At 72.4% G+C, this 20,930-nt stretch carries 20 protein-coding genes; 14 read left to right on the plus strand and 6 right to left on the minus strand.

Features of this window, described 5'->3' with window-relative positions:
* Positions 1-452: 452 nt before the first annotated feature.
* From ACZ6JT_RS29810 to ACZ6JT_RS29820, 3 genes are all read right to left on the minus strand, one after another.
* Positions 453-536, minus strand: a complete 84-nt coding sequence (locus ACZ6JT_RS29810; RefSeq protein WP_469214985.1) for a putative leader peptide — start codon at positions 534-536, stop codon at positions 453-455.
* Between the two features lie 163 nt (positions 537-699).
* Complete coding sequence (locus ACZ6JT_RS29815; protein ID WP_469214462.1) at positions 700-1,158, minus strand: RrF2 family transcriptional regulator; 459 nt, start codon at positions 1,156-1,158, stop codon at positions 700-702.
* 80 nt (positions 1,159-1,238) lie between these two features.
* Positions 1,239-2,444 carry an acyl-CoA dehydrogenase family protein gene (locus ACZ6JT_RS29820; RefSeq protein ID WP_469214463.1) on the minus strand — a complete coding sequence of 402 codons (1,206 nt, stop codon included), beginning with the start codon at positions 2,442-2,444 and terminating at the stop codon, positions 1,239-1,241.
* A 233-nt stretch (positions 2,445-2,677) separates the two neighbouring features.
* Between ACZ6JT_RS29820 and ACZ6JT_RS29825 the strand changes: the two genes are divergently transcribed.
* The 10 genes from ACZ6JT_RS29825 (at position 2,678) to ACZ6JT_RS29870 (ending at position 12,312) form a co-directional block, all read left to right on the plus strand.
* Positions 2,678-2,761, plus strand: coding sequence for a putative leader peptide (locus ACZ6JT_RS29825; RefSeq protein ID WP_324617234.1), 84 nt, complete (start codon positions 2,678-2,680; stop codon positions 2,759-2,761).
* Positions 2,762-2,987: 226 nt separating this feature from the next.
* Positions 2,988-3,554: a winged helix-turn-helix domain-containing protein gene (locus ACZ6JT_RS29830; protein WP_469214465.1), complete on the plus strand. Its 567-nt coding sequence runs from the start codon at positions 2,988-2,990 to the stop codon at positions 3,552-3,554.
* Positions 3,555-3,731: 177 nt separating this feature from the next.
* Positions 3,732-4,760, plus strand: a complete 1,029-nt coding sequence (locus ACZ6JT_RS29835; RefSeq protein WP_469214467.1) for an amino acid ABC transporter permease — start codon at positions 3,732-3,734, stop codon at positions 4,758-4,760.
* The gene (locus tag ACZ6JT_RS29840; RefSeq protein ID WP_469214469.1) at positions 4,757-5,533 is read left to right on the plus strand and encodes an amino acid ABC transporter ATP-binding protein; all 777 of its coding nucleotides are present in this window, start codon (positions 4,757-4,759) and stop codon (positions 5,531-5,533) included. The genes ACZ6JT_RS29835 and ACZ6JT_RS29840 overlap by 4 nt, the downstream gene beginning before the upstream one ends.
* A 30-nt stretch (positions 5,534-5,563) precedes the next feature.
* On the plus strand, positions 5,564-6,580 hold the full coding sequence (locus ACZ6JT_RS29845) for an ABC transporter substrate-binding protein (RefSeq protein ID WP_469214471.1): 1,017 nt from the start codon (positions 5,564-5,566) through the stop codon (positions 6,578-6,580).
* A gap of 43 nt (positions 6,581-6,623) precedes the next feature.
* The gene (locus ACZ6JT_RS29850; RefSeq protein WP_469214473.1) at positions 6,624-7,370 is read left to right on the plus strand and encodes a GNAT family N-acetyltransferase; all 747 of its coding nucleotides are present in this window, start codon (positions 6,624-6,626) and stop codon (positions 7,368-7,370) included.
* A gap of 160 nt (positions 7,371-7,530) precedes the next feature.
* A complete protein-coding gene (locus ACZ6JT_RS29855; protein ID WP_469214475.1) occupies positions 7,531-8,742 on the plus strand; it encodes an LLM class flavin-dependent oxidoreductase in 1,212 nt (403 codons plus the stop codon).
* A gap of 23 nt (positions 8,743-8,765) precedes the next feature.
* Complete coding sequence (locus tag ACZ6JT_RS29860) at positions 8,766-10,145, plus strand: NtaA/DmoA family FMN-dependent monooxygenase (RefSeq protein ID WP_469214477.1); 1,380 nt, start codon at positions 8,766-8,768, stop codon at positions 10,143-10,145.
* Complete coding sequence (locus tag ACZ6JT_RS29865; protein WP_469214478.1) at positions 10,142-11,188, plus strand: LLM class flavin-dependent oxidoreductase; 1,047 nt, start codon at positions 10,142-10,144, stop codon at positions 11,186-11,188. The genes ACZ6JT_RS29860 and ACZ6JT_RS29865 overlap by 4 nt, the downstream gene beginning before the upstream one ends.
* Before the next feature lie 11 nt (positions 11,189-11,199).
* Complete coding sequence (locus ACZ6JT_RS29870) at positions 11,200-12,312, plus strand: LLM class flavin-dependent oxidoreductase (RefSeq protein WP_469214480.1); 1,113 nt, start codon at positions 11,200-11,202, stop codon at positions 12,310-12,312.
* A gap of 20 nt (positions 12,313-12,332) precedes the next feature.
* Here ACZ6JT_RS29870 and ACZ6JT_RS29875 read toward each other — a convergent pair whose 3' ends face one another.
* The 3 genes from ACZ6JT_RS29875 to ACZ6JT_RS29885 form a co-directional block, all read right to left on the minus strand.
* Positions 12,333-13,742, minus strand: a complete 1,410-nt coding sequence (locus ACZ6JT_RS29875; RefSeq protein WP_469214482.1) for a glycoside hydrolase family 16 protein — start codon at positions 13,740-13,742, stop codon at positions 12,333-12,335.
* Positions 13,743-13,997: 255 nt separating this feature from the next.
* Positions 13,998-14,216, minus strand: a complete 219-nt coding sequence (locus ACZ6JT_RS29880; RefSeq protein ID WP_365479182.1) for a hypothetical protein — start codon at positions 14,214-14,216, stop codon at positions 13,998-14,000.
* 643 nt (positions 14,217-14,859) lie between these two features.
* On the minus strand, positions 14,860-16,497 hold the full coding sequence (locus tag ACZ6JT_RS29885; RefSeq protein ID WP_469214484.1) for an FAD-dependent oxidoreductase: 1,638 nt from the start codon (positions 16,495-16,497) through the stop codon (positions 14,860-14,862).
* A 276-nt stretch (positions 16,498-16,773) separates the two neighbouring features.
* Here ACZ6JT_RS29885 and ACZ6JT_RS29890 point away from each other — a divergent pair, with 276 nt between their 5' ends.
* The 4 genes from ACZ6JT_RS29890 (at position 16,774) to ACZ6JT_RS29905 (ending at position 20,929) form a co-directional block, all read left to right on the plus strand.
* Complete coding sequence (locus tag ACZ6JT_RS29890; RefSeq protein ID WP_469214486.1) at positions 16,774-17,871, plus strand: SchA/CurD-like domain-containing protein; 1,098 nt, start codon at positions 16,774-16,776, stop codon at positions 17,869-17,871.
* Positions 17,872-17,982: 111 nt separating this feature from the next.
* Positions 17,983-18,426, plus strand: a complete 444-nt coding sequence (locus ACZ6JT_RS29895) for a cupin domain-containing protein (RefSeq protein WP_469214488.1) — start codon at positions 17,983-17,985, stop codon at positions 18,424-18,426.
* Positions 18,423-19,694 (plus strand): beta-ketoacyl-[acyl-carrier-protein] synthase family protein, encoded by a 1,272-nt coding sequence (locus tag ACZ6JT_RS29900; RefSeq protein WP_469214490.1) that lies wholly within the window; start codon positions 18,423-18,425, stop codon positions 19,692-19,694. The genes ACZ6JT_RS29895 and ACZ6JT_RS29900 overlap by 4 nt, the downstream gene beginning before the upstream one ends.
* A complete protein-coding gene (locus tag ACZ6JT_RS29905; RefSeq protein WP_469214492.1) occupies positions 19,691-20,929 on the plus strand; it encodes a beta-ketoacyl synthase N-terminal-like domain-containing protein in 1,239 nt (412 codons plus the stop codon). The genes ACZ6JT_RS29900 and ACZ6JT_RS29905 overlap by 4 nt, the downstream gene beginning before the upstream one ends.
* Position 20,930: the final 1 nt, after the last annotated feature.

Consider the following 20,930-nt stretch of genomic DNA (forward strand, 5'->3'; position numbering starts at 1 on the left):
CGCACCTCGGAGGCCGACAGCTTCGCGCCGTCCGTGGCGGCGGCGTTCGCGGGCTTGTCGCCCTCGTCCTTCTTGGCCTCGGAGCCGTAGCCGCAGGCGGTGAGCAGCAGGGGAAGCGTCGCGGTGACGGCGATGGCGCGCAGGGTGGTGAGCGGTCTTGCGGCAGACACGGAGGTGTCCTTTCACGGGAGGGTGTTCAAGGGGGTACGGAGAAGGGCGACGCGAGGCCGTCGACGCACACGGAACCGACGCCCGGCGGTGAGCGGTGGGCGACGGGGTTGCGGTCGCGAGCCCGAGGAACGCAGGGGTGTCGGACACCTCGGGGACGGAAGTCGAGCCCCTACGGCGCGTGCCCGCGCTCGACTCCACGCGGTACGGCGTGGGCGGCCGAGGGGGCCCGTCCGACGGTGCTCAGCGGTGACTACACGGGGAGCGGGGCCCGGCGCATGGTGTCAGCCGGACTGACAGCGGGACTGACAGATGGCGCTGGACGTGCGGAGCAGGTCGATGTGCCGGCGGGAGGTCAGAGGCAGCATCCGGCCTGCGTGATGCAGTGTTCGCACGGCCCGCCTCCTGGATTCCTAGTTTTCCCACCTGGTTGGTAGGCATATTGGCAGAGGCGGACACCCGCCCCAAGAGGGTGACCGAATGCTGGACGTCAGGATCTCGCTATGTGAGAACGTGCAGGTGGGGCAGGGGTCAGGGATTGGTCCAGGCGCCGGGGGTGTCGGCCAGGGCCGACACGTCCGCGGGCAGGTCGGCCGCTGCGACGTCGGCGAGGCTCACGCCGTCGAGGATCTCGCGGACATTGGCGCGCAGCGCGATCCACAGGGGGAGCAGGGCCTGGGCGGGGCCGGTGTAGGACAGGTCCGGTGGGCGGACCCCGCGCACCGAGACGAGCGGTCCGTCCACGACGCGGATCACGTCCGCGATGCTGATGGACCGGGCGGGCTTGGCCAGCCGGTAGCCGCCGTTGCCGCCGCGCTGGCTGAGGACGAGACCACCCCGGCGCATGTCGTTCAGGATGCCCTCGAGGAACTTGTGCGGGATGTCCTGGGCGTCCGCGATGGCCTCCGCCTTCACGGGCCCGTCGTCCTGGGACGCGGCAAGCTGCAGTGCGGCACGTACCGCGTAGTCCGCCCTGGCTGAGATCCGCATACGGACATTATCTTGCATCGATACGGCCGGTGTCCCCTCGCGGGTGGCCGGCGGCCGCCGGGCGGGTGCTCGGGCTCGCGTCAGCGGAACGCCGCCACCACGGGGTGGGAGCCGTTGAGGTAGTGCTCGCCGATGGAACGCAGGCGGTGGGCGGCCGGACGGTGGGCCGTCAGGACGCGGGCGTTGCGCCAGAACCGGTCCAAGCCGGGCGCGTCGGCGAGTTCCAGCACCCGGGCCGTGATGCGCAGGGCCGCCTTCGACGTCACGGTCTCGGCCGTGGCGACCAGGGCCGCGACGCCCGCGGCTCCCTCCGCGTCGAGGTGCGGACCCGTGTCGAGGGCCCGCGCCATCACCTCCGTCGCCCGGTCGACCACGGCGGTGGCCGTCTGGGCGGCCGAGGCGAGCTCCCCGTACGTCAGGAAGAGGTCCGGATCCTCACCGGGCAGCCGGTGCGCGCGGCCGCCCCTGCTGAGGTCGCGCGCCTCGGTGAGGGCGCCCTCCGCGATGCCGAGGCCGACGTGACAGAGGGCGAGCCGGAGCGCGGGCTCCGCGAGCGCGGTGAAGGGCGCGGTCGACTCCTCGTCGTGCGGCAGCCGCCCCAGCACCTGTTCGGGCGTGAGGGCGACCCGGTCCAGGACGACCTCGCCCGCGCCGGCGACGCGCTGCCCGAGGCGGTCGTGGGCGGACTCGACGCTCACGCCCCGTGCGCCCGGTGGGATCCGTACGACCAGGACGTCACCGGTGGCCGCGCACACCGCGTCGACCACGATCTGGTCGGCCGCGGCCGCCGCCGTGTCCACGGACCGGCGCCCGCTGAGCACGTAGCCGGGGGTGCGCCGCCTCAGCGTGAGCCCCGGCTCGTCGCCGTCGTCGTGGGGTACGGGAGGGCGGACCGCACCGGTCCACAGCCACTGCTCGCCCACCGACTCCTCCTCGAGGGCGGTCGCGTGGTCATGACCGGCGTAGAAGCGTCCGCTCCAGGTGTGTACGTAGTGGCGGGCGAGCACGTCGCCGACGGAGCTGTCCGCCGCGGCGATCTCGCGTATGACGGCGCATCCGGTGCGCCAGTCCGCCCCGCGGTCGGGCCCGGGCGGGGTCAGGGCCGCCGGCAGGCCCGCCTCGCGCAGCCGGGCGGTCTCGTCGGCCGGCGGCTTGCCCGCCTGGTCGCGGGCGATGGCGTCCGCGGCGAGGTCGTCCGCCACGTCGCGGGCGGTGCGCAGGAGCGTGCGGCGCTGCTCGTCGGCGGATCGGCGGCCGGTGGTGCCACGGGGGATGGCGGTGGTCATGTCGGCTACTCCGGAACGTTGTTGGGTGGTGCCGGCCGGCCGCTTCACCGAATCCCCACCTTTCCCATCGGATTGATAGGGATACTCGCCCGAAGCCGCCCGCCCGGCAAGAGCGTGACCGAATGGCGGACGATGTGATCTCGAGATGAGAGACCGCGCAGGTCAGAGCCATTTCCTAGTCAATCGGTAGGGAAGTATTGACGCGCACCCGCCACGCACCTCACGATGTGACCATGTCCCCGTCGCAGCCGTTGCTCGTACGCCGCAGGCACGTTGACCTCCGTCGCGTCGCCAGCGCCGTCTGCCGACCCGTCTAGGGCTTCTTCGACCGGGCATTTCCTCGACGCGTGCCGGTGTTCCGGCCGTCGCTCCTGTCCGTGCGCCGCACTTCCCCGTGACCCCGGCCCCCGAGCCGTGGCCGTACGGGTCTGCCCGACGTGCGGCGGTCCGGCTCTCCCGTCGGATCCGTCACGGAACCCCTGCCCCGTCGTCGCCCAACACCCGGCGTCCGTACCTCGTTTCGAGCAGCCGAAGGGGCTCACCGTGACCACCGCACTTCCCGCACCGGTACCCACCACCGCCGTCCGCCGTCCCCCGGCCCCACGCCTCCAACTGGTCGGAGACCACCCGTCCGCCGCCCCCGCGGGCGGGATCGGCGTCGACCGCGTCGGATACCTCGTGTTCCTGCCGGCGGACGTCGACCCGGTCGCGGTGATGACCGCGCACGGCATCCGCCCGGAGATCCTTCCCCTCGACGCCAGGACGCTCCCGGCGCCCGAGCCGGCACCGGCAGCCCCGCACCCCGCCACCGTCCGGCCGGGCGATGCCATCCGGATCGACGGCGCACGTCGGCTCGCCGAGGTCGACGGACGCGAACTCGACCTCACCTACCTGGAGTTCGACCTCCTGGCCCACCTGGTGGCCCATCCGTACACGGTCCACAGGCGTGACGCCCTCATCACGGACATCTGGGGATACGGACACATCGGCGACGGCCGTACGGTCGACGTCCACGTGGCCAGGCTGCGCCGCAAGCTCGGTCCCGCCCACCGGGGCCGCATCACCACCGTGCGCCGCGTCGGCTACAAGTACGTTCCCGACCACCAGTAGCCCCGGAACCGGGCCGGTGCAACAGCCCGAACATTTCACCGGAAGGCGTTGTGTGTACGGCGGATGAAATTGCCGCACGCTTCCGCGGATATCGATATCGGGACCGTTGACAGCCCTTCTCCGGGCTGCCTAGCTTACGCCGCAGAAAACGACATCAGCGGCCTCTTTCTTTCCGGCATGACGGCTGCTTTTCGATTCTTCGACTTGTCGAATGCTGCTGGAGTGTCCTTGACCGAATCGCTTGTCCTCACCGCGCCCCCGGGACCGCCGGCGCCGGTCGAGCGGGTCCTCCCGCTCCGCCGGCCCGGGCGGTGGGTCGCCACCGCCCTCGTGCTGGTGCTGCTCTCCCAGGCCGCCCACGGGCTGCTGACCAATCCCTTCTACCAATGGGACCGGTTCACCTACTGGTTCGTCCGGCCGGCCGTCCTGGACGGCCTGCTCATCACCCTCCAGGTGGCCGCGTACAGCGCGGTCCTCGGCCTCGCGGGCGGCATCCTGCTCGCCCTCGGCAGGCTTTCCGCGAACCCCGTACTGCGCTCGGTGAGCTGGGCGTACATCTGGCTGCTGCGCTCGGTACCGCTGATCGTGGTCCTGCTCTTCCTCTACAACCTCAGCGCCCTCTACCCCGCCCTCAGCATCGGGGTGCCCTTCGGACCCGCCTTCTTCACCTTCGACGAGTCGAGGCTGGCCACCGACATCGTCGTCGCGGTCGTGGGCCTGAGCCTGAGCGAAGCGGCGTACGCGGCCGAAGTGGTACGGGCCGGTGTGCTCTCCGTCGACCAGGGCCAGCACGAGGCGGCGGCCGCGCTGGGACTGCCCAAGCGCTACCAGTTCGCCCGGATCGTCTTCCCGCAGGCGCTGCGCTCCATCGTCCCCGCCTACGTCAACCAGCTGATCGGGCTGGTCAAGGCCACCTCGCTGGTCTTCTACGTATCGCTGCTCGACCTGTTCGGCACGGTGCAGAGCCTCGGCAGCACCTACTCCGGCGACATCGTGCCGCTGCTGCTGGTGGCCACCTTCTGGTACGTGGTCCTCACCAGCGTCCTCTCGGTCGTCCAGTTCTACGTCGAGCGGTACTACGCGCGCGGCGCGCTGCGCACCATGCCGCCCACCCCCTTGCAGCGGGCCCGGACGGGCCTGCGCGAACTCCGGAACCGCCTCCCGGACCGCCTCCCGGACATCTCCCGGAAGGAGACGGCGCGATGACCACCGCCGCGCGGCCCGCCGCGATCGAGGTCCACGGCGTGCACAAGTCGTTCGGCGGCCGGCAGGTCCTGGACGGGGTGAGCCTGCGGCTCCGGCCGGGCACGGTCACCGCGGTCCTGGGCCGCTCCGGCTCCGGCAAGTCCACCCTGCTGAGGGTCATCAACCACCTGGAGAAGCCCGAGGCCGGATACGTCAGCGTCGGCGGCGAGCTGATCGGCGTACAGCGGCACGGCGGACGGCTGAAGGAGCTGAGCGAGCGGGCGATCCTCGCCCAGCGCGGCCGCATCGGATTCGTCTTCCAGAACTTCAACCTCTTCCCGCACCTGACCGTGCTGGACAACGTCGCGGCCGCCCCGGTGGCCACCGGCAGGCTGCCTCGGCCGCAGGCCCGGGCCCTGGCACGCGAACTCCTCGAACGCGTCGGGCTCGGCGAGCGGACCGGCGCCTATCCGCGGCAGCTGTCCGGCGGCCAGCAGCAGCGCGTGGCCATCGCCCGGGCCCTCGCGCTGCGGCCCGGCGTCATCCTCTTCGACGAACCCACCTCGGCGCTCGACCCCGAACTCGTCGGCGAGGTGCTGTCCGTGATCAAGGACCTCGCCACCGGCGGCACCACGCTCGTCATCGTCACCCACGAGATCGGCTTCGCCCGCGAGGTCGCCGACGAGGTCGTCTTCCTCGACGGCGGCCGCATCGTCGAACAGGGCCCGCCCGAGCAGGTGCTGGACCGGCCCGCCCACCCCCGTACGCGGGAGTTCCTGAGCAAGGTGCTCTGACCCGCCCCTCCCGACCCGAAAGGCAACACCATGCAACGCCGACACTCCCTGCGCGCCAGACTCACCCGCGGCCTCGGAGCCGCCACCGCCACCGTGGCGCTCGCCTCCGGCCTCACCGCGTGCGGCGGTGACGCCGAGGCCACCGGACCGGACTCCGGCAAGGTCACCGTCGGCGCGGTGTCCAACGGCGCCGCCCGGGAGACCGAGCTGTCCGTCCCCGCGGTCGAGTCCCTGCGCGCCCAGCTGCCCGCCGACGTGCGCGAGCGCGGCGAACTCGTCATCGGGGTCGGCGCGCTGCCCGCCGGCTACCCGCCCCTGGCGTACGCGGGCACCGACCAGAAGACCCTGACCGGCGCCGAACCGGACCTCGGCCGCCTGGTGGCCGCGACGCTCGGGCTCAAACCGGTCGTGAAGAACTCCACCTGGGAGAACCTCTTCGTCGGCATCGACAGCGGCAAGGTGGACGTGGCCTTCACGAACGTCACGGTCACGGAGGAGCGCAAGAAGAAGTACGAGTTCGCCTCCTACCGGCAGGACAACCTGGCCTTCGAGACGCTGAAGGACAACCCCTGGAACTACGGCGGCGACTACCGCAACCTCGCGGGCAGGACGGTCGCGGTCGGCTCGGGCACCAACCAGGAGAAGATCCTGCTGGAGTGGCAGAAGAAGCTCCAGGCCGAGGGCAAGGACATCACCGTCAAGTACTTCCCCGATGCCAACAGCACCTACCTGGCCCTCAGCGGCAAGAAGATCGACATCAATTTCGGCCCGAACCCGTCCATCGCCTACCACATCACCCAGACGGCGAGCGGCACCGCCCCCACCCGCAACGCGGGTTCCTTCTCCGGCGCGGGCGAGTCGCTCCAGGGCCTGATCGCCGCGACCGCGAAGAAGGACAGCGGGCTCGCCAAGCCGGTGTCCGAAGCCATCAACCATCTCATCAAGAACGGCCAGTACGCGCAGCTGCTCGCCGCCTGGAACCTGTCCAACGAGGCCGTCACCACCTCGGAGGTTGACCCGCCGGGCCTGCCGGTGACCAACTCCTGAATCCCCGGCCCCCGGGCCGCGCCACGGACGGAGAGCCCGCCGCATGACCACGAACGCAGGCCCCACCACGCACGTCCTCGACAACCCGGCCTGGGCCTCCCTGTCCGGCGCGCACGCCGCCCTCGCCGAGCGGGCCGCCCGTCCCGAGGCCCACCCCTGCGCCGTCCCCCGCGCCGCCCGCTACCCGTCGGACGTCTCGCCCTTCGCCGCCCTCGCGGACCCGGCCGACCCGGACTCCTGGGCCGACCTGCGCAGACTGGTCGGTGACGGCGGGACCGCCGCGCTCGCCGGCGTGTTCACCCCACCCGACGGCTGGGAGACCGTCGGCTCGGTCGCCGGCGTGCAGCTGGTCGACACCTCGCTGCGCGCCGAACCCGCCCCCGAGGCGGTCAGGCTCGGCCCCCGCGACGTACCCGAGATCCTCGGCCTGATCGAGCTCACGAAGCCCGGTCCGTTCCTGCCCCGCACCATCGAGCTGGGCACGTACCTCGGCATCCGGCACCGGGGCCGGCTGATCGCCATGGCCGGAGAGCGGCTGCGGCCACCCGGCTGGACCGAGATCAGCGCGGTGTGCACCCACCCCGACCACCGGGGCGGCGGGCTGGCGACGCGGCTGGTCCGCGCCGTCGCCGCGGGCATCCGGGAGCGCGGCGACGTACCGTTCCTCCACACCGCCGCGAGCAACACGACGGCGATCCGGCTGTACGAGTCGATCGGCTTCACCCTGCGCCGCCGCCCGTCCTTCACGGCGGTCCGCGCGCCCGGCAACACCGCTGCCAACTTCTCTTAATATGCGAGTCATTGTATGGCACCGCTATAGGGCATAGCGTTTCGAAGAGATATTGATGGCGGGCCTCACGGGCCTCTTTTCCGCCCTCTCGTACGCCCTCACATTCGCGACGCACATCGGCCTTTTCCTCGCCCGGCCGATCAGGAAGGCGTAATCCGACGTGTCCTCATCCCCGCCCGCATCCGTATTTCCCCTCGCATCGGAATCCTCCGCACCACTGCACCTGGCCGTCGCGCTCGACGGCGCGGGCCGGCACCCGGCCGCCTGGCGCGAGCCGGGCGCCCGGCCCGGTGAGATCTTCACGGCCCGCTACTGGGCCGACGCCGTGGCCGAGGCCGAAGCCGGACTGCTCGACTTCGTCTCCATCGAGGACTCCCTCACCCTCCAGTCCTCCTCGGCCGACGGGCCCGACGGACGCACGGACCGGGTCCGGGGGCGGCTGGACGCGGTGCTCACCGCCGCCCGCGTCGCACCGCTGACCCGGCACATCGGGCTGGTCCCGGCGGTGACGGCCACCCACACCGAGCCCTTCCACATCTCCAAGGCGATCGCCACCCTCGACCACGTGAGCCGCGGCCGGGCCGGCCTGTGGATCCAGGTGTCCGGACTCCTCCACGAGACACGGCACTTCGGCCGCCGGCCGGTCCCGCTCCCGGAGGCGGAGTCCTACGCCGAGGCCGCCGACCACATCGAGGTCGTCCGGCGGCTGTGGGACAGCTGGGAGGACGACGCGGAGATCCGGGACGTGGCCACGGGCCGGTTCGTCGACCGCGACAAGCTGCACTACATCGACTTCGAGGGCCGGCACTTCAGTGTGCGGGGGCCTTCGATCACCCCGCGCCCGCCGCAGGGACAGCCCGTGGTCGGCGCGTCCGGCGACGGCGAAGCCTCGTACGCGCTCGTCGCCCGGTCCACGGACATCGGGTACGTGGCCGCGCACGACCCGGACGGTACGAGGGCCGCCGTCGAGGCGATCCGGCGGGCCCGGGAGACCACCGGGCTCGCGGCGCAGCCACTGCACCTGTTCGGGGACCTCACCGTGTTCCTGGACGAGGACGCCCCGGCCGCCGTCGCCCGTCTGGAGCGCCTGGACGCGCTCTCGGGTACCTCGTACGCCGACGGGGGCGCGGTCTTCGCCGGGAGCCCCGGGCAGCTGGCGGACCTGCTGCTGGAGCGCCGGGAGGCGGGCCTGTCGGGCTTCCTGCTGCGGCCCGGGGCGATCGCCCACGACCTGCCCGCGATCACCCGCGGCCTGGTACCGGAACTCCAGCGGCGCGGGGTCTTCCGCCGGGCGTACGAGGCGGACACCCTGCGCGGACTGCTGGGCCTGGAACGCCCGGCAAGCCGCTACGCCGCCCACCCCGCCGCCTGATCCCGGACCCGGAAGGCCCCGTCATGAGCAGCAAGCCGCTCAAGCAGATCCATCTCGCAGCCCACTTCCCGGGCGTCAACAACACCACCGTGTGGAGTGACCCGGCGGCCGGCAGCCACATCGACTTCGACTCGTTCGTCCACTTCGCGCGCACCGCCGAACGCGCCAAGTTCGACTTCCTCTTCCTCGCGGAGGGACTGAGACTGAGGGAACAGGGCGGCCAGATCTACGACTTGGACGTCGTCGGCCGCCCCGACACCTTCACGGTGCTGGCCGCGCTCGCGGCGGTCACCTCGCGCCTCGGACTGACCGGCACCATCAACTCCACCTTCAACGAGCCCTACGAGGTGGCCCGCCAGTTCGCCTCGCTCGACCACCTGTCCGAGGGCCGGGCCGCCTGGAACGTCGTCACCTCCTGGGACGCCTTCACCGGCGAGAACTTCCGGCGCGGCGGGTTCCTGCCGCGCGAGGAGCGCTACTCCCGGGCTCAGGAGTTCCTGGCCACCGCCAACGAGCTGTTCGACTCCTGGGACGGCTCCGAGATCCTCGCCGACGCCGGATCGGGCGCCTTCCTGCGGGACGCGCGGGCCGGCTCCTTCGCCCACCGGGGACAGCACTTCGACATCGAGGGCCACTTCAACGTGCCGCGCAGCCCGCAGGGCCGGCCGGTGATCTTCCAGGCGGGCGACTCCGACGAGGGGCGCGAGTTCGCCGCCGCCGGCGCCGACGCGATCTTCGGCCGGTACGGGACGCTCGACGCGGGCCGGGAGTTCTACGCCGACGTCAAGGGCCGCCTCGCCAAGTACGGCCGCACCCCGGACCAGTTGAAGATCCTGCCCGCAGCCACCTTCGTCCTCGGCGACACCGACGCCGAGGCCCGCGAGGCGGCTCACGAGGTGCGCCGCCTCCAGGTCAGCGGGCAGACCGCGATCAAGTTCCTGGAGCACGTCTGGAACCGGGACCTGTCCGGCTACGACCCCGATGGCCCGCTGCCCGACATCGACCCCGAGGTCGGGGAGAACACCATCGCCCTCGGACGGGCGAGCGTACGGGAGTACCGTGACCAGCTCGCCACCGCACGGCAGTGGCGCGCGCTCGCCGAAGCCAAGAACCTGTCGATCCGCGAACTCGTCATCTCCACCACGGCCGACCAGACCTTCGTCGGCTCCGCCGCCACCGTCGCCGCGCAGATCGACACGCTGGTGCAGGCGGACGCCGCCGACGGATTCATCCTCGTCCCCCACATCACCCCGGGCGGCCTGGACGTCTTCGCCGACACCGTCGTCCCGCTGCTCCAGGAGCGGGGGGTCTTCCGCACCGAGTACGCGGGCACCACCCTGCGCGACCACCTCGGGCTCGCGGTGCCGCAGACGGCTTCCGACCCGCTGGCCGCGCGCTCGTGAAGTTCCTGGCCATCACCCTCATCACGGACTCCGCGGATCCGGTGACGGGCGCCCTCACCCCCACCCGTGAGCGGTTCCGCGAGGTGGTCGACGCCGCACTGCTCGCGGAGGAGCTCGGCTTCGACGGCTTCGGGGTCGGCGAGCGCCACGAGCGGCCCTTCCTGTCGTCCTCGCCGCCCGTGGTCCTCAGCCACATCGCCGCCCTGACCCGCCGGATCCGGCTGTTCACGGCCGTGACCACCCTGAGCCTGCTCGACCCGGTGCGGGCGTACGAGGACTACGCGACGCTCGACCACCTCTGCGACGGCCGCCTGGAGCTGATGATCGGCAAGGGCAACGGCACCGCCCAGCGCGAGCTGTTCCACGTGACCCCCGAGGACCAGTGGGAGCGCAACGCCGAGGCCTACGAGCTGTTCCGGCGGATCTGGCGCGAGGACAAGGTGAGCGCCGAGCCGCGCTTCCGCCCCGCCCTGGCCGGCGCCGAGGTGCTGCCGAGGCCCTTCCAGCCGGCCCTGCGGGTCTGGCACGGCAGCGCGACCAGCCGGGAGTCCGTCGATCTCGCGGCGCGCTACGGGGACCCGCTCTTCTCGGCGAACGTCACCCACCCGATCGGCCCGTACGCCGAGCTGGTGCGCCACTACCGCGAGCGCTGGGAGCACTACGGGCACGACCCCGCGCACGCCGTCGTCGGCGCGGGGACGGCCGGCTACCACGCGGCCCCCACCTCGCAGCAGGCGGTGGCGGCGTACCGGCCCGCCTTCGCCCGGTACCTCGCCTTCCACGCACAACAGGGGCTGGCTCCGGCCTTCCCGACGCTGGAGGACTTCGTCGAGCGGAGCTCGGCACTGGTCGGCAGCCCCCAACAGGTGATCGAGAAGGTCCACCGCTACCACGAGGCCCTCGGCCACACCGCCCTGCACCTCCAGGCGGAGCCGGGCGGGCTCACCCCCGCGGAGCACCGGGCCTCCCTCGAGCTCTTCCAGTCGCAGATCGCCCCGGTGCTGCGCCGCGAGATCCCCGACCCTCCCTTTCCCGACCTGTAAGGAGCCCGGCCATGTCCGGCATCCCCCTCGGGGTCCTCGACCTCGTCCCGGTCCCGTCCGGTTCCACGGCGGCCGAGGCCCTGCACCACAGCATCGACCTGGCCCGGCAGACGGAGGCCTTCGGCTACGCCCGCTACTGGTTCGCCGAGCACCACCTCAACCCGGGGGTCGCCGGGACCTCACCGGCGGTCGTACTCGCGCTGACCGCCTCCGCGACCTCGACCATCCGGATCGGCTCCGGCGCCGTCCAGCTCGGGCACCGCACCGCCCTGTCCACGGTCGAGGAGTTCGGCCTGATCGACGCGCTGCACCCCGGGCGCCTCGACCTGGGCCTGGGGCGCTCGGCGGGCCGGCCGCAGCCGGGAGCCGCGCAGGACCCTCCGTTCGAGGGGTACGCCCCGAACGGACTGCGCATCCCCGCCCGGTTCTCCTTCGCGCATCTGCTGGGGCATCCGCGGGTCGCGCTCCAGCAGAAGCTGCTGAACCTGCCCGGTGCCCAGCCCCAGGACTACGCCGAGCAGATCGACGACGTCCTCGCGCTGCTCCGGGGCGATTACCGCTCCCCGGAGGGGGTGGAGGCACATGCCGTCCCCGGGGAGGGGGCCGACGTACAGGTGTGGATCCTGGGCAGCAGCGGGGGAGTCAGTGCGGAGACCGCGGGTCGCAACGGGCTGCGGTTCGCGGCCAATTACCACGTCAGCCCGGCTTCGGTGCTGGAGGCGGCCGAGGGCTACCGGGCCGCCTTCAAGCCCTCGGCCGAGCTGGACCGGCCGTACCTGACGGTCTCCGCCGACGTCGTCGTCGCCGAGGACGACGCGACCGCCCGCGAACTGGCCACCGGGTACGCGCCCTGGGTGCGCAGCATCCGTACCGCCGAGGGCGCCATCCCCTTCCCCACGCCCGCCGAGGCGCGCGCCCTGCCCTGGACGGAGGCGGACCGGGAACTCGTCGCGGACCGGGTGGAGACCCAGTTCGTCGGCTCGGCGCGGACCGTCGCCGATCACCTGGAGCGGCTCCAGGAGGCCACCGGCGCCGACGAGTTGCTGATCACCACCATCACGCACGACCACGCGGACCGGGTCCGTTCCTACCGGCTGCTGGCCGAGGAGTGGCGCAGTCGCTGACGGAGCCCCCGGCGGTCGGCTCAGTGCCCGAAGTCGAACCAGTTGACGTTCACGAAGTCGGCGGGCTGGCCGCTGGTGAAGGTCAGGTAGACGTCGTGCGTGCCCGTGACCGCGGTGATGTTCGCCGGTACCGTGCGCCAGCTCTGCCACCCGCCGGTGCCCGCGATCGAGAAGCTGCCGACCGGCGCCGAGGTACGGCTGTCCAGGCGCACCTCGACGAGCCCGCTGACCCCGCCGGCCGCGCCGCTCGCCACCCGTCCGTGGAACTGCCTCGCCGGGGTGGAGCCGAAGTCGACGCCCCTGAACAGGGCCCAGTCGCCGTTGCCCAGCGACGCGAGGTTCTCGCCGCCGCCGGAGTCCGTGGTGGCCTCCTTGGCGACCCCCGCCTGGCCGTCGTACGACTCGGCCTGGATCGCGGAGTACGCGTCACGGTTGCCGGCCGGCGGGGTGGTCGGGGGAGTGGTGGGCGGGGTCGTGCCCCCGGTCGAGCGGAGGACGGACACGTAGTCGACGACCATGGCGTGACCGGGCTGGGTGCCCGCGTCGGGTCCGCCGCCGAAGGCATCGGGGAAACCGCCGCCCATGGCGACGTTCAGGATGATGAAGTAGCCGTGGTTCGTGGCGTTGGTCCAGGTGGTCGCGTCCACCTGGTTCGCCCGTACGGTGTGGAAGTTGACCCCGTCGACGTAGAAGCGCATCTCCTCGACCGCGGTCGCGCGGTCCCACTCCACGGCGTAGGTGTGGAAGCCGCCCTGGCAGCTCGTACCCGGGCACACGTGCTGGCCGCCGATGCCGGACGTCTCGTTGCACGGTCCGCCGGGGCTCGTGCCGCAGTGCACGGTGGCCCAGACGTTGTTGATGCCCTGGACGTTCTCCAGGATGTCGATCTCACCGATGCCCGGCCAGTTCCACCAGTTGCCGCGGTACGGGGCTCCGAGCATCCAGAAGGCCGGCCAGTAGCCCTTGGCCGCCGGACCCGTGACGTTCGGCATCTGGATGCGCGCCTCGGTGCGGAGCGTGCCGCCGGCCGGAGGCTGGAAGTCGGACCGCTTGGTCTCGATCCGGCCGGACGTCCAGTTGCCCGCCGCGTCGCGCCTCGGCGTGATGCGCAGGTTGCCCGTGCCGTCGAGGGAGACGTTGGAGGGGTCGGCGGTCATCGTCTCGATCTCACCGGTACCGAAGTTGGCGGGTCCGCCGGGATAACTGGTGCCGGTGGTGTACTGCCAGTCGGCGGTGTTCACGCCGGACCCCGCGGGTCCGTCGAAGTCGTCCAGGAACACCCGCGACCAGCCGGTCGGGGTGGGGGGAGCGGCGGCGCTCGCGGGCAGCACCACGCCCGCGGCGGTCGCCGCGACCAGGCCGATCGTGCCGAGCGCGGCCAGGACGGCCCGCCGGACCGTCGGTCGTGTCCTGCCGGATGTCTCACGCATGGGTGCCCTCTCTGAAGCGCGATGAGGCGCGGTGCGGGGGGAAGAGCGTGGCCACCGTTTTGAGAGCGCTCTCAGAACGGCGCCGCTGGACACTGTGCTCCCCGCCCTCACGGCCGTCAAGAGATTGAACCGGGAAAGCGCTTGCGTGCAGAGGGAGTTCAAAGAGTGAACGCATGCCTCGTCGACGGCCGCCGCTGGGCCGCCGGCGGTGCATGCGGCGTACGGAGCTCACCCGTGCGGCTCAACCCGCCCCGCTCAGAAGGGCGGACCGAGCACCTCCTCCGCCCCCGGCAGGTCGTGGACGTCGACCGCCGTCCCGGTCAGGGGCAACAGCCCGGCCAGCGGGCACTCCCCGGGCATCTCGTGGTCGACCTCCCACTGGCCGGCGGTGTTCCCGCCGGAGTGGTCCGTGATGCAGACGGCGTACAGCCGGCCGGCGCAGCCCCGGCACAACAGGGGCCCGTGGCCGGTCACGACCGGCCCCGCGGCGGCGCCGCTGCCGCGCGGGCGGCGCGGGCGGCCGGCCCCGGACGGCACGTGCCCGGACCGCACGTGTCCGGACCGCTCGTGCGCCGACTGCACGCCACCGGACCGCGCGTTCCCGGAGTGCCGGGTCCGCCGCGCGCTTGTAGCGTCGGTCGGGACAGGACTCCTGGTGATCCGGCAGGAGTCCGCAGGCCGGTTCGCACCCGCGGAACACGTCCCGTCAGCGCACCGAGCCACCCGTGTGCCGCCCGTGTCGGCGCCGATCCGGTCCGCCCCTCGTGCCGCGGCCGGGCGCACGCGCAGCCCCCGTGAGAGAGGCCGTGCCGATGTCGAACGATGTCCCGATAGCGAGCCTGCTGCGTGTGGAGAGGGGCGTTGCCGCCCCGGAGGAACTGGCCGCGCTCGCGGTCGTCATCGCGTGTTACGCGCACCGCAACTCCCTTGACCGTGACCGGGACACAGGCCGGGCCCGCGCCCGCGCCCGCGGTGCGGCGGGCGGAGGCATCGGCGCCGAAGCGGGCCGCCGGCGTGGCGTGCGGCCCGACCCCGGCTGCTGGGCGGGTTGCTGGGCCTGCCGCTGAACCCCTTCCGCCGGCCGCGTGCACGGCCGGCGGGAGGGGGGACGAGGTGGTCACGCCCGGCGCAGCACCGTCGAGAGGACCTCGTGCAGCGTCGCCCGGGGGTCGGCGACCGCGCCCTCCGAGCGCCAGGCCACGAACCCGTCCGGCCGTACGAGCACCGCGCCCTCGGCGCTCATCGCGTGGACCTCGCTCCAGTCGGAGCCGCCGCCCTCCTGGATCAGGTCGGCGGCCGGCCCGGAGCCGATGGTGTAGGCGTCCAGCCGTACCGGGAGCTCCGCGGCGACCTGCTCCGCGGCCGTCCGCCACGGCGAGCCGACGCCGCTGAGCAGCACGAAGGAGCGCTCGTAGAGGTCCAGCGTGGAGATCCGCTCACCCGCCCGGGTCAGCCACATGTGCGGGGCCCGGGTCCCGGTGTCCCCGACCATGCGCAACCTCTCGGGGATGACGGGCCGGCCGGGCTCGCCGCCGACGAGCGCGCCGCTCGGGTAGCAGTAGCCCATGGCCGTGGTGAGCACCCCGCTGCCGGGCCCGCCGCCCATGGTGGGCGGCGGCGCGTACCCGGGGTGGCTGTGCTCCGCCGAACGGGCCGAGGCCCGCTCGCTGGTGGCCCTGGCCACCGGCAGCCGCTCGGCCTCGTACGTCTCGAGCAGCCCCATGCCCGCCGAACCGTCCAGCACCGCGGCGATCTTCCACGCCAGGTTGTGCGCGTCCTGGATGCCGGTGTTGGAGCCGAAGGCGCCGGTGGGGGACATCTCGTGGGCCGCGTCGCCGGCGAGGAACACCCGACCGGACGAGTACCGCTCGGCCACCCGTTCGGCGGCATGCCAGGGCGCCTTGCCGCCGATCTCCACGTCCAGGTCGGGTACGCCGATCGCGTCCCGGATCTGGTCCACGCACCGCTCGTCGGTGAAGTCCTCCAGGGTCTCGCCCTGCTCCGGGTGCCACGGGGCGTGGAAGACCCACTGGGTCTGGTTGTCCACCGGCAGCAGGGCCCCGTCCGCCCCCGGGCGCATCAGATAGCAGACGATGAACCGCAGGTCGCCCAGCACCTGGACCAGCCGCTCCGAGCGGAAGGTGACGCTGACGTTGTGGAACAGCTCGCCGTTACCCGTCTGGGGGATCCGCAGCTGTTCCCTCACGGGGCTGCGCGGCCCGTCGGCCGCGATCAAGAAGTCCGCGCGCACGGTGCTGTGCTCGCCCGTCAACCGGTCCTTCACCACGGCGTTCACTCCGGTGGCGTCCTGGTCGAAGCTCATCAGCTCGGTGGAGAACCGCACGTCCGCGCCCTGCGCACGGCTCTGTGCGGCCAGTACCGGCTCGATGTTGTTCTGGCTGCACAGGCACCAGCCGGTCGGGCTGAAACGGGCGATGGCCCCCGACGGATCGATCGACTTGATCAGCCAGTTGTGGTCGCTGCGGTCGGTCAGCGACCGCGCCTGCAGAATGCCCTGAATGCCCTCCAGTACGGACGCCGCCTGGCGGATCGCGCGCTCCGCCCCTGCCGTGCGGAACAGCTCCATCGTCCGGGCGTTGATCCCGCGGCCGCGCGGGTGCGGGGACGTACCGGAGTGCTTCTCGACGAGCAGGTGCCTCACTCCGTGGCGGCTCAGGAAAAGCGAGGTGGACAGGCCCACGAGGGAGCCGCCCACGACGAGAACCGGTACGCGAACATCGGCGTTGTCTTCCATCAGCTGCGGGCTCCTGTTTTCTGTGTGGGGGAGTGGAGTCTTTATGCCCCCGATCCGGGATCAGGCCCAGTTGATTCGCCGGTTGTCACCCGCTTGATCCGGACATGTAGCGGTACGTCGCCACCCGGATGACGATGAGCGACAGCGGCTCCCCCTGAGACGCGCCGGCCTGCCCGTTCCCCACGGGGGCGGCCGCCGGCCCGGGCGGACGCCACCGGTGACGGACGAGGAATCCGTACGCGATGGATCTCCACCCCCTCATGAAGGAGTGAGTAGATGACAACCACCCTGTCCGAACGGGTGTCGCAGTCAGCCTTCGACGGCTCCATGCTCCGGGTCGTCCTGCTGATGGATCTCCACGAGGGGACCCAGCAGCAGTTCTTCGAGGCGTACGAACAGCTCCGCCACGACATCGCGTCGGTCCCGGGCCACATCAGCGACCAGCTGTGCCAATCCTTCGAGGACCCCTCGCAATGGCTCATCACCAGTGAGTGGGAGAGCGCCCCGCAGTACCTCGCATGGGTCAACAGCGAGCACCACGCCGAACAGGTCAAGCCGCTCGGCGCCTGCGCGCGCAACATGCGCCCGCTCAAGTTCACCGTCCTGCGGGAGACCGGCCGCGGCTACGACCAGGCGGCCCGCCCGACCACGGCGCGCCTGCAGACCACACCCCGGCTGGGCGCCGGAATCGTGCGCCACGCCCTCACCTTCACCGTCAAGCCGGGCAGCGAGAAGGAGGTCGCGGCCATCCTCGCCAGCTACGCCTCCCCGGCGGCCCGCGTCGACGCCCACACCCGCCTGTGCCGCACCTCGCTCTTCATGCACGGCAACCGGGTCGTCCGCACGGTGGAGGTCCAAGGCGACCTGGTCACGGCCCTGCGCCACGTCTCGGAGCAGCCCGAGGTGCGCGCCGTGGAGGAGGCGATCAACCCCTACCTCGAACAGGACCGGAACCTGAACGACCCGGAATCCGCGCGCATGTTCTTCATGCGCGCGGCGCTCCCGGCGGTCCACCACATCGCCGCGACGGAGGCCGACCCCGCCGACGTACAGCGGCACGCGCTGTTCTACCCGGCCAAGCCCGGCTGCGGCGCGGCGCTCGCCAAGTTCCTCGCCCGGCAGGACGAGGCGGCCGCGCACCACCCCGAGAGCCCCGTACGGAGCAGCAGCATCTTCCAGCGTGACGACATCGTCGTCCGCCTCATCGACGTGCGCGGCCCGCTCGACGCCCAGCCCGACATCACCTCCGGCGTCTCGGGCCCGCGCAAGGCGGCCGTGCTCGCCCGGCTGACGGCCGCGCCCGGCGGGCGCGTTCGCCCCACGCACCACACCATGAACCTGATCACCGACCGCCGGGCACCCGCGCAGTCCTGATCCCCGCCGGGGAATCCATCCGGAGCACCACCCCTCACCACCCCTCGCTCCACCCCCGTCTCGACCCCCATCCCCGTCCAGGCTCTCCCCACACGCCAGGAGGCACCCGCCATGACCAGACAGCGCCCACGCATCGTGGACCTCAGCGAGACGCCGCCCAACCGCCGGCGCGGCGGCGACCTGAGGGCCGTGCTCACCCCGACGTCGGTGGGCTCCACCAGCGGCTTCATGGGTATGGCGATCATGGCCCCCGGGGAGTCCATCGCCGAGCACTACCACCCGTACTCCGAGGAGTTCGTGTACGTGGTCGCCGGCCGCCTGGAGGTCGACCTCGACGGCGAGGCCCACCCCCTGCGCACCGACCAGGGCCTGCTCGTCCCCCTCAACGTGCGCCACCGGTTCCGCAACGTCGGGGACGTCGAGGCCCGCATGGTCTTCCACCTCGGCCCGCTCGCCCCGCGTCCCGAACTGGGCCACGTCGACACCGAGGAGGCCCCGCACCCGGAGAGCACCGCCTGGGAGCAGCCTCCGGACCGATCGGGAGTGGTCTCGTGACCCCCCGGCGGGTGGCCGTCACCGGAGTCGGCGTCGTCGCGCCCGGCGGGATCGGCGTCCGCGACTTCTGGGACCTGCTGTCCAACGGCCGGACGGCGACACGGGGCATCAGCCTTTTCGACCCGACCGGGTTCCGCTCCCGGATAGCCGCCGAGGTCGACTTCGACCCCGCCGCGCACGGCCTCGGGGAGGATGAAACGGCCCGGGCGGACCGGTACATCCAGTTCGCCCTGGTCGCCGCCCGCGAGGCCGTACGCGACGCGGCACTCGACCTGGACACGGACGAGGCCTGGCGCACCGGCGTCTCCCTCGGCACGGCCGTCGGAGGCACCACCCGGCTGGAGCACGACTACGTCGCCGTGAGCCAGTCCGGCTCCTGGTGGGACGTGGACCACAAGCTGTCCGGCCCGTACCTCCACCGCGCGTTCACCCCCGCCACCCTCGCCTCCGCCGTCGCGGAGGAGGTCGGGGCGCGGGGCCCGGTGCAGACGGTCTCCACCGGCTGCACCTCGGGACTCGACGCCATCGGGTACGCCGTCCACTCCATCGCGGAGGGCCGGATGGACGTCTGCATCGCAGGCGCCTCCGACTCGCCCATATCGCCCATCACCGTGGCCTGCTTCGACGCCATCAAGGCCACCTCGCCGAACAACGACGACCCGGCCCACGCCTCCCGGCCGTTCGACGCCGACCGGGACGGGTTCGTGCTCGGCGAAGGCGGCGCCGTCCTCGTGCTCGAAGAGCTGGAACACGCCCGCGCCCGCGGTGCGACCGTCTACTGCGAGATCGGCGGCTACGCCACCTTCGGCAACGCCCACCACATGACGGGCCTGACCGCCGAGGGCCTGGAGATGGCCCGGGCCATCGAAACCGCCCTGGCCCAGGCCGGAGTCGCCGCCGACGAGATCGACTACGTCAACGCGCACGGCTCCGGGACCAAGCAGAACGACCGCCACGAGACCGCGGCGGTCAAGCGGGTCCTGGGCGACCACGCCTACAAGACGCCGATGACCTCCATCAAATCCATGGTGGGTCACTCCCTCGGAGCCATCGGCGCCATCGAACTCGCGGCCTGCGTACTCGCCATGACCCACCAGGTGGTACCGCCGACCGCGAACTACGAGACGCCCGACCCCGAGTGCGACCTGGACTACGTGCCCAAGGTCGCCCGAGGCCGGAAACTGCGCAACGTGCTCTCCGTGGGCAGCGGCTTCGGCGGCTTCCAGTCCGCCGTCGTCATGACCCGGCCGAAGGAGGAAGTCTCGTGACCAGCCGTACGGTCATCACGGGCATCGGGGTCATCGCCCCCAACGGCGTGGGCGCGGCCGCCTTCTGGAAGGCGACCCAGTCCGGACTCAGCGTGCTCGACCGCGTCACCCGGGCCGGCTGCGAGCACCTGCCGCTGCGCGTGGCGGGCGAGGTCCGGGGCTTCGACCCCGGCGCCATGGTCGAGGACCGCTTCCTCGTCCAGACCGACCGCTTCACCCACCACGCCCTGGCCGCCGCCGACCTCGCCCTGGAGGACGCCCGGCTCGGCCGGGCCGACTACGAGGGCGATCCCTTCTCCGTCGGCGTCGTCACCGCCGCCGGCTCCGGCGGCGGCGAGTTCGGCCAGCGCGAGCTCCAGCACCTCTGGGAGCAGGGGCCGCGGTTCGTGGGCCCGTACCAGTCGATCGCCTGGTTCTACGCCGCCAGCACCGGCCAGATCTCCATCCGCCGAGGGCTGAAGGGCCCCTGCGGGGTCGTGTGCAGCGACGAGGCGGGCGGGCTGGACGCCTTCGCGCACGCCGCCCGCGCGATCCGCCAGGGCAGCCGGGCCATGCTGGTCGGGGCGACGGAGGCGCCGCTGGCGCCGTACTCCATCGTCTGCCAGCTGGAGTACGAGGGGCTGAGCACCTCGGACGACCCCGAGCGCGCCTACCGGCCGTTCACCGACAAGGCCTGCGGATTCGTCCCCGCCGAGGGCGGCGCGATGTTCGTCGTCGAGGACGAGGAGGAGGCCGGCCGCCGCGGCGCCACCGTCCGGGCCGTTCTGGCCGGTCACGCCGCCACCTTCACCGGCACCCGGCGGCGGGACGACTCCGGCGAGGGACTGGCCCACGCCATCCGGGGCGCGCTCCGGGAGGCCGACTGCGCGCCGGAGGAGATCGACGTGGTCTTCGCCGACGCCCTGGGCACCGCGGAGGCGGACGCGGCCGAGGCCGCGGCCCTCACCGCCGCCCTCGGCGCGTACGGCCGGAAGGTGCCGGTCACGGCCCCCAAGTCCGGTACGGGCCGGGCGTACTGCGCCGCCCCCGCCCTCGACACCGCGGCCGCGGTGCTGGCCCTGGAGCACGACGTCGTCCCGCCGACCCCGAACGTCTACGACGTGTGCCACGACCTCGACGTGGTGACCGGCAGCGCCCGCCCCGCGGAGCTGCGCACCGCGCTCGTGCTGAGCCGCGGCCGGATGGGGTCGAACTCCGCGCTCGTCCTGCGCAAGGGCGCGTCGGCGACCGCGTAGC

The sequence above is a fragment of the Streptomyces sp. NPDC046308 genome (assembly GCF_055588065.1).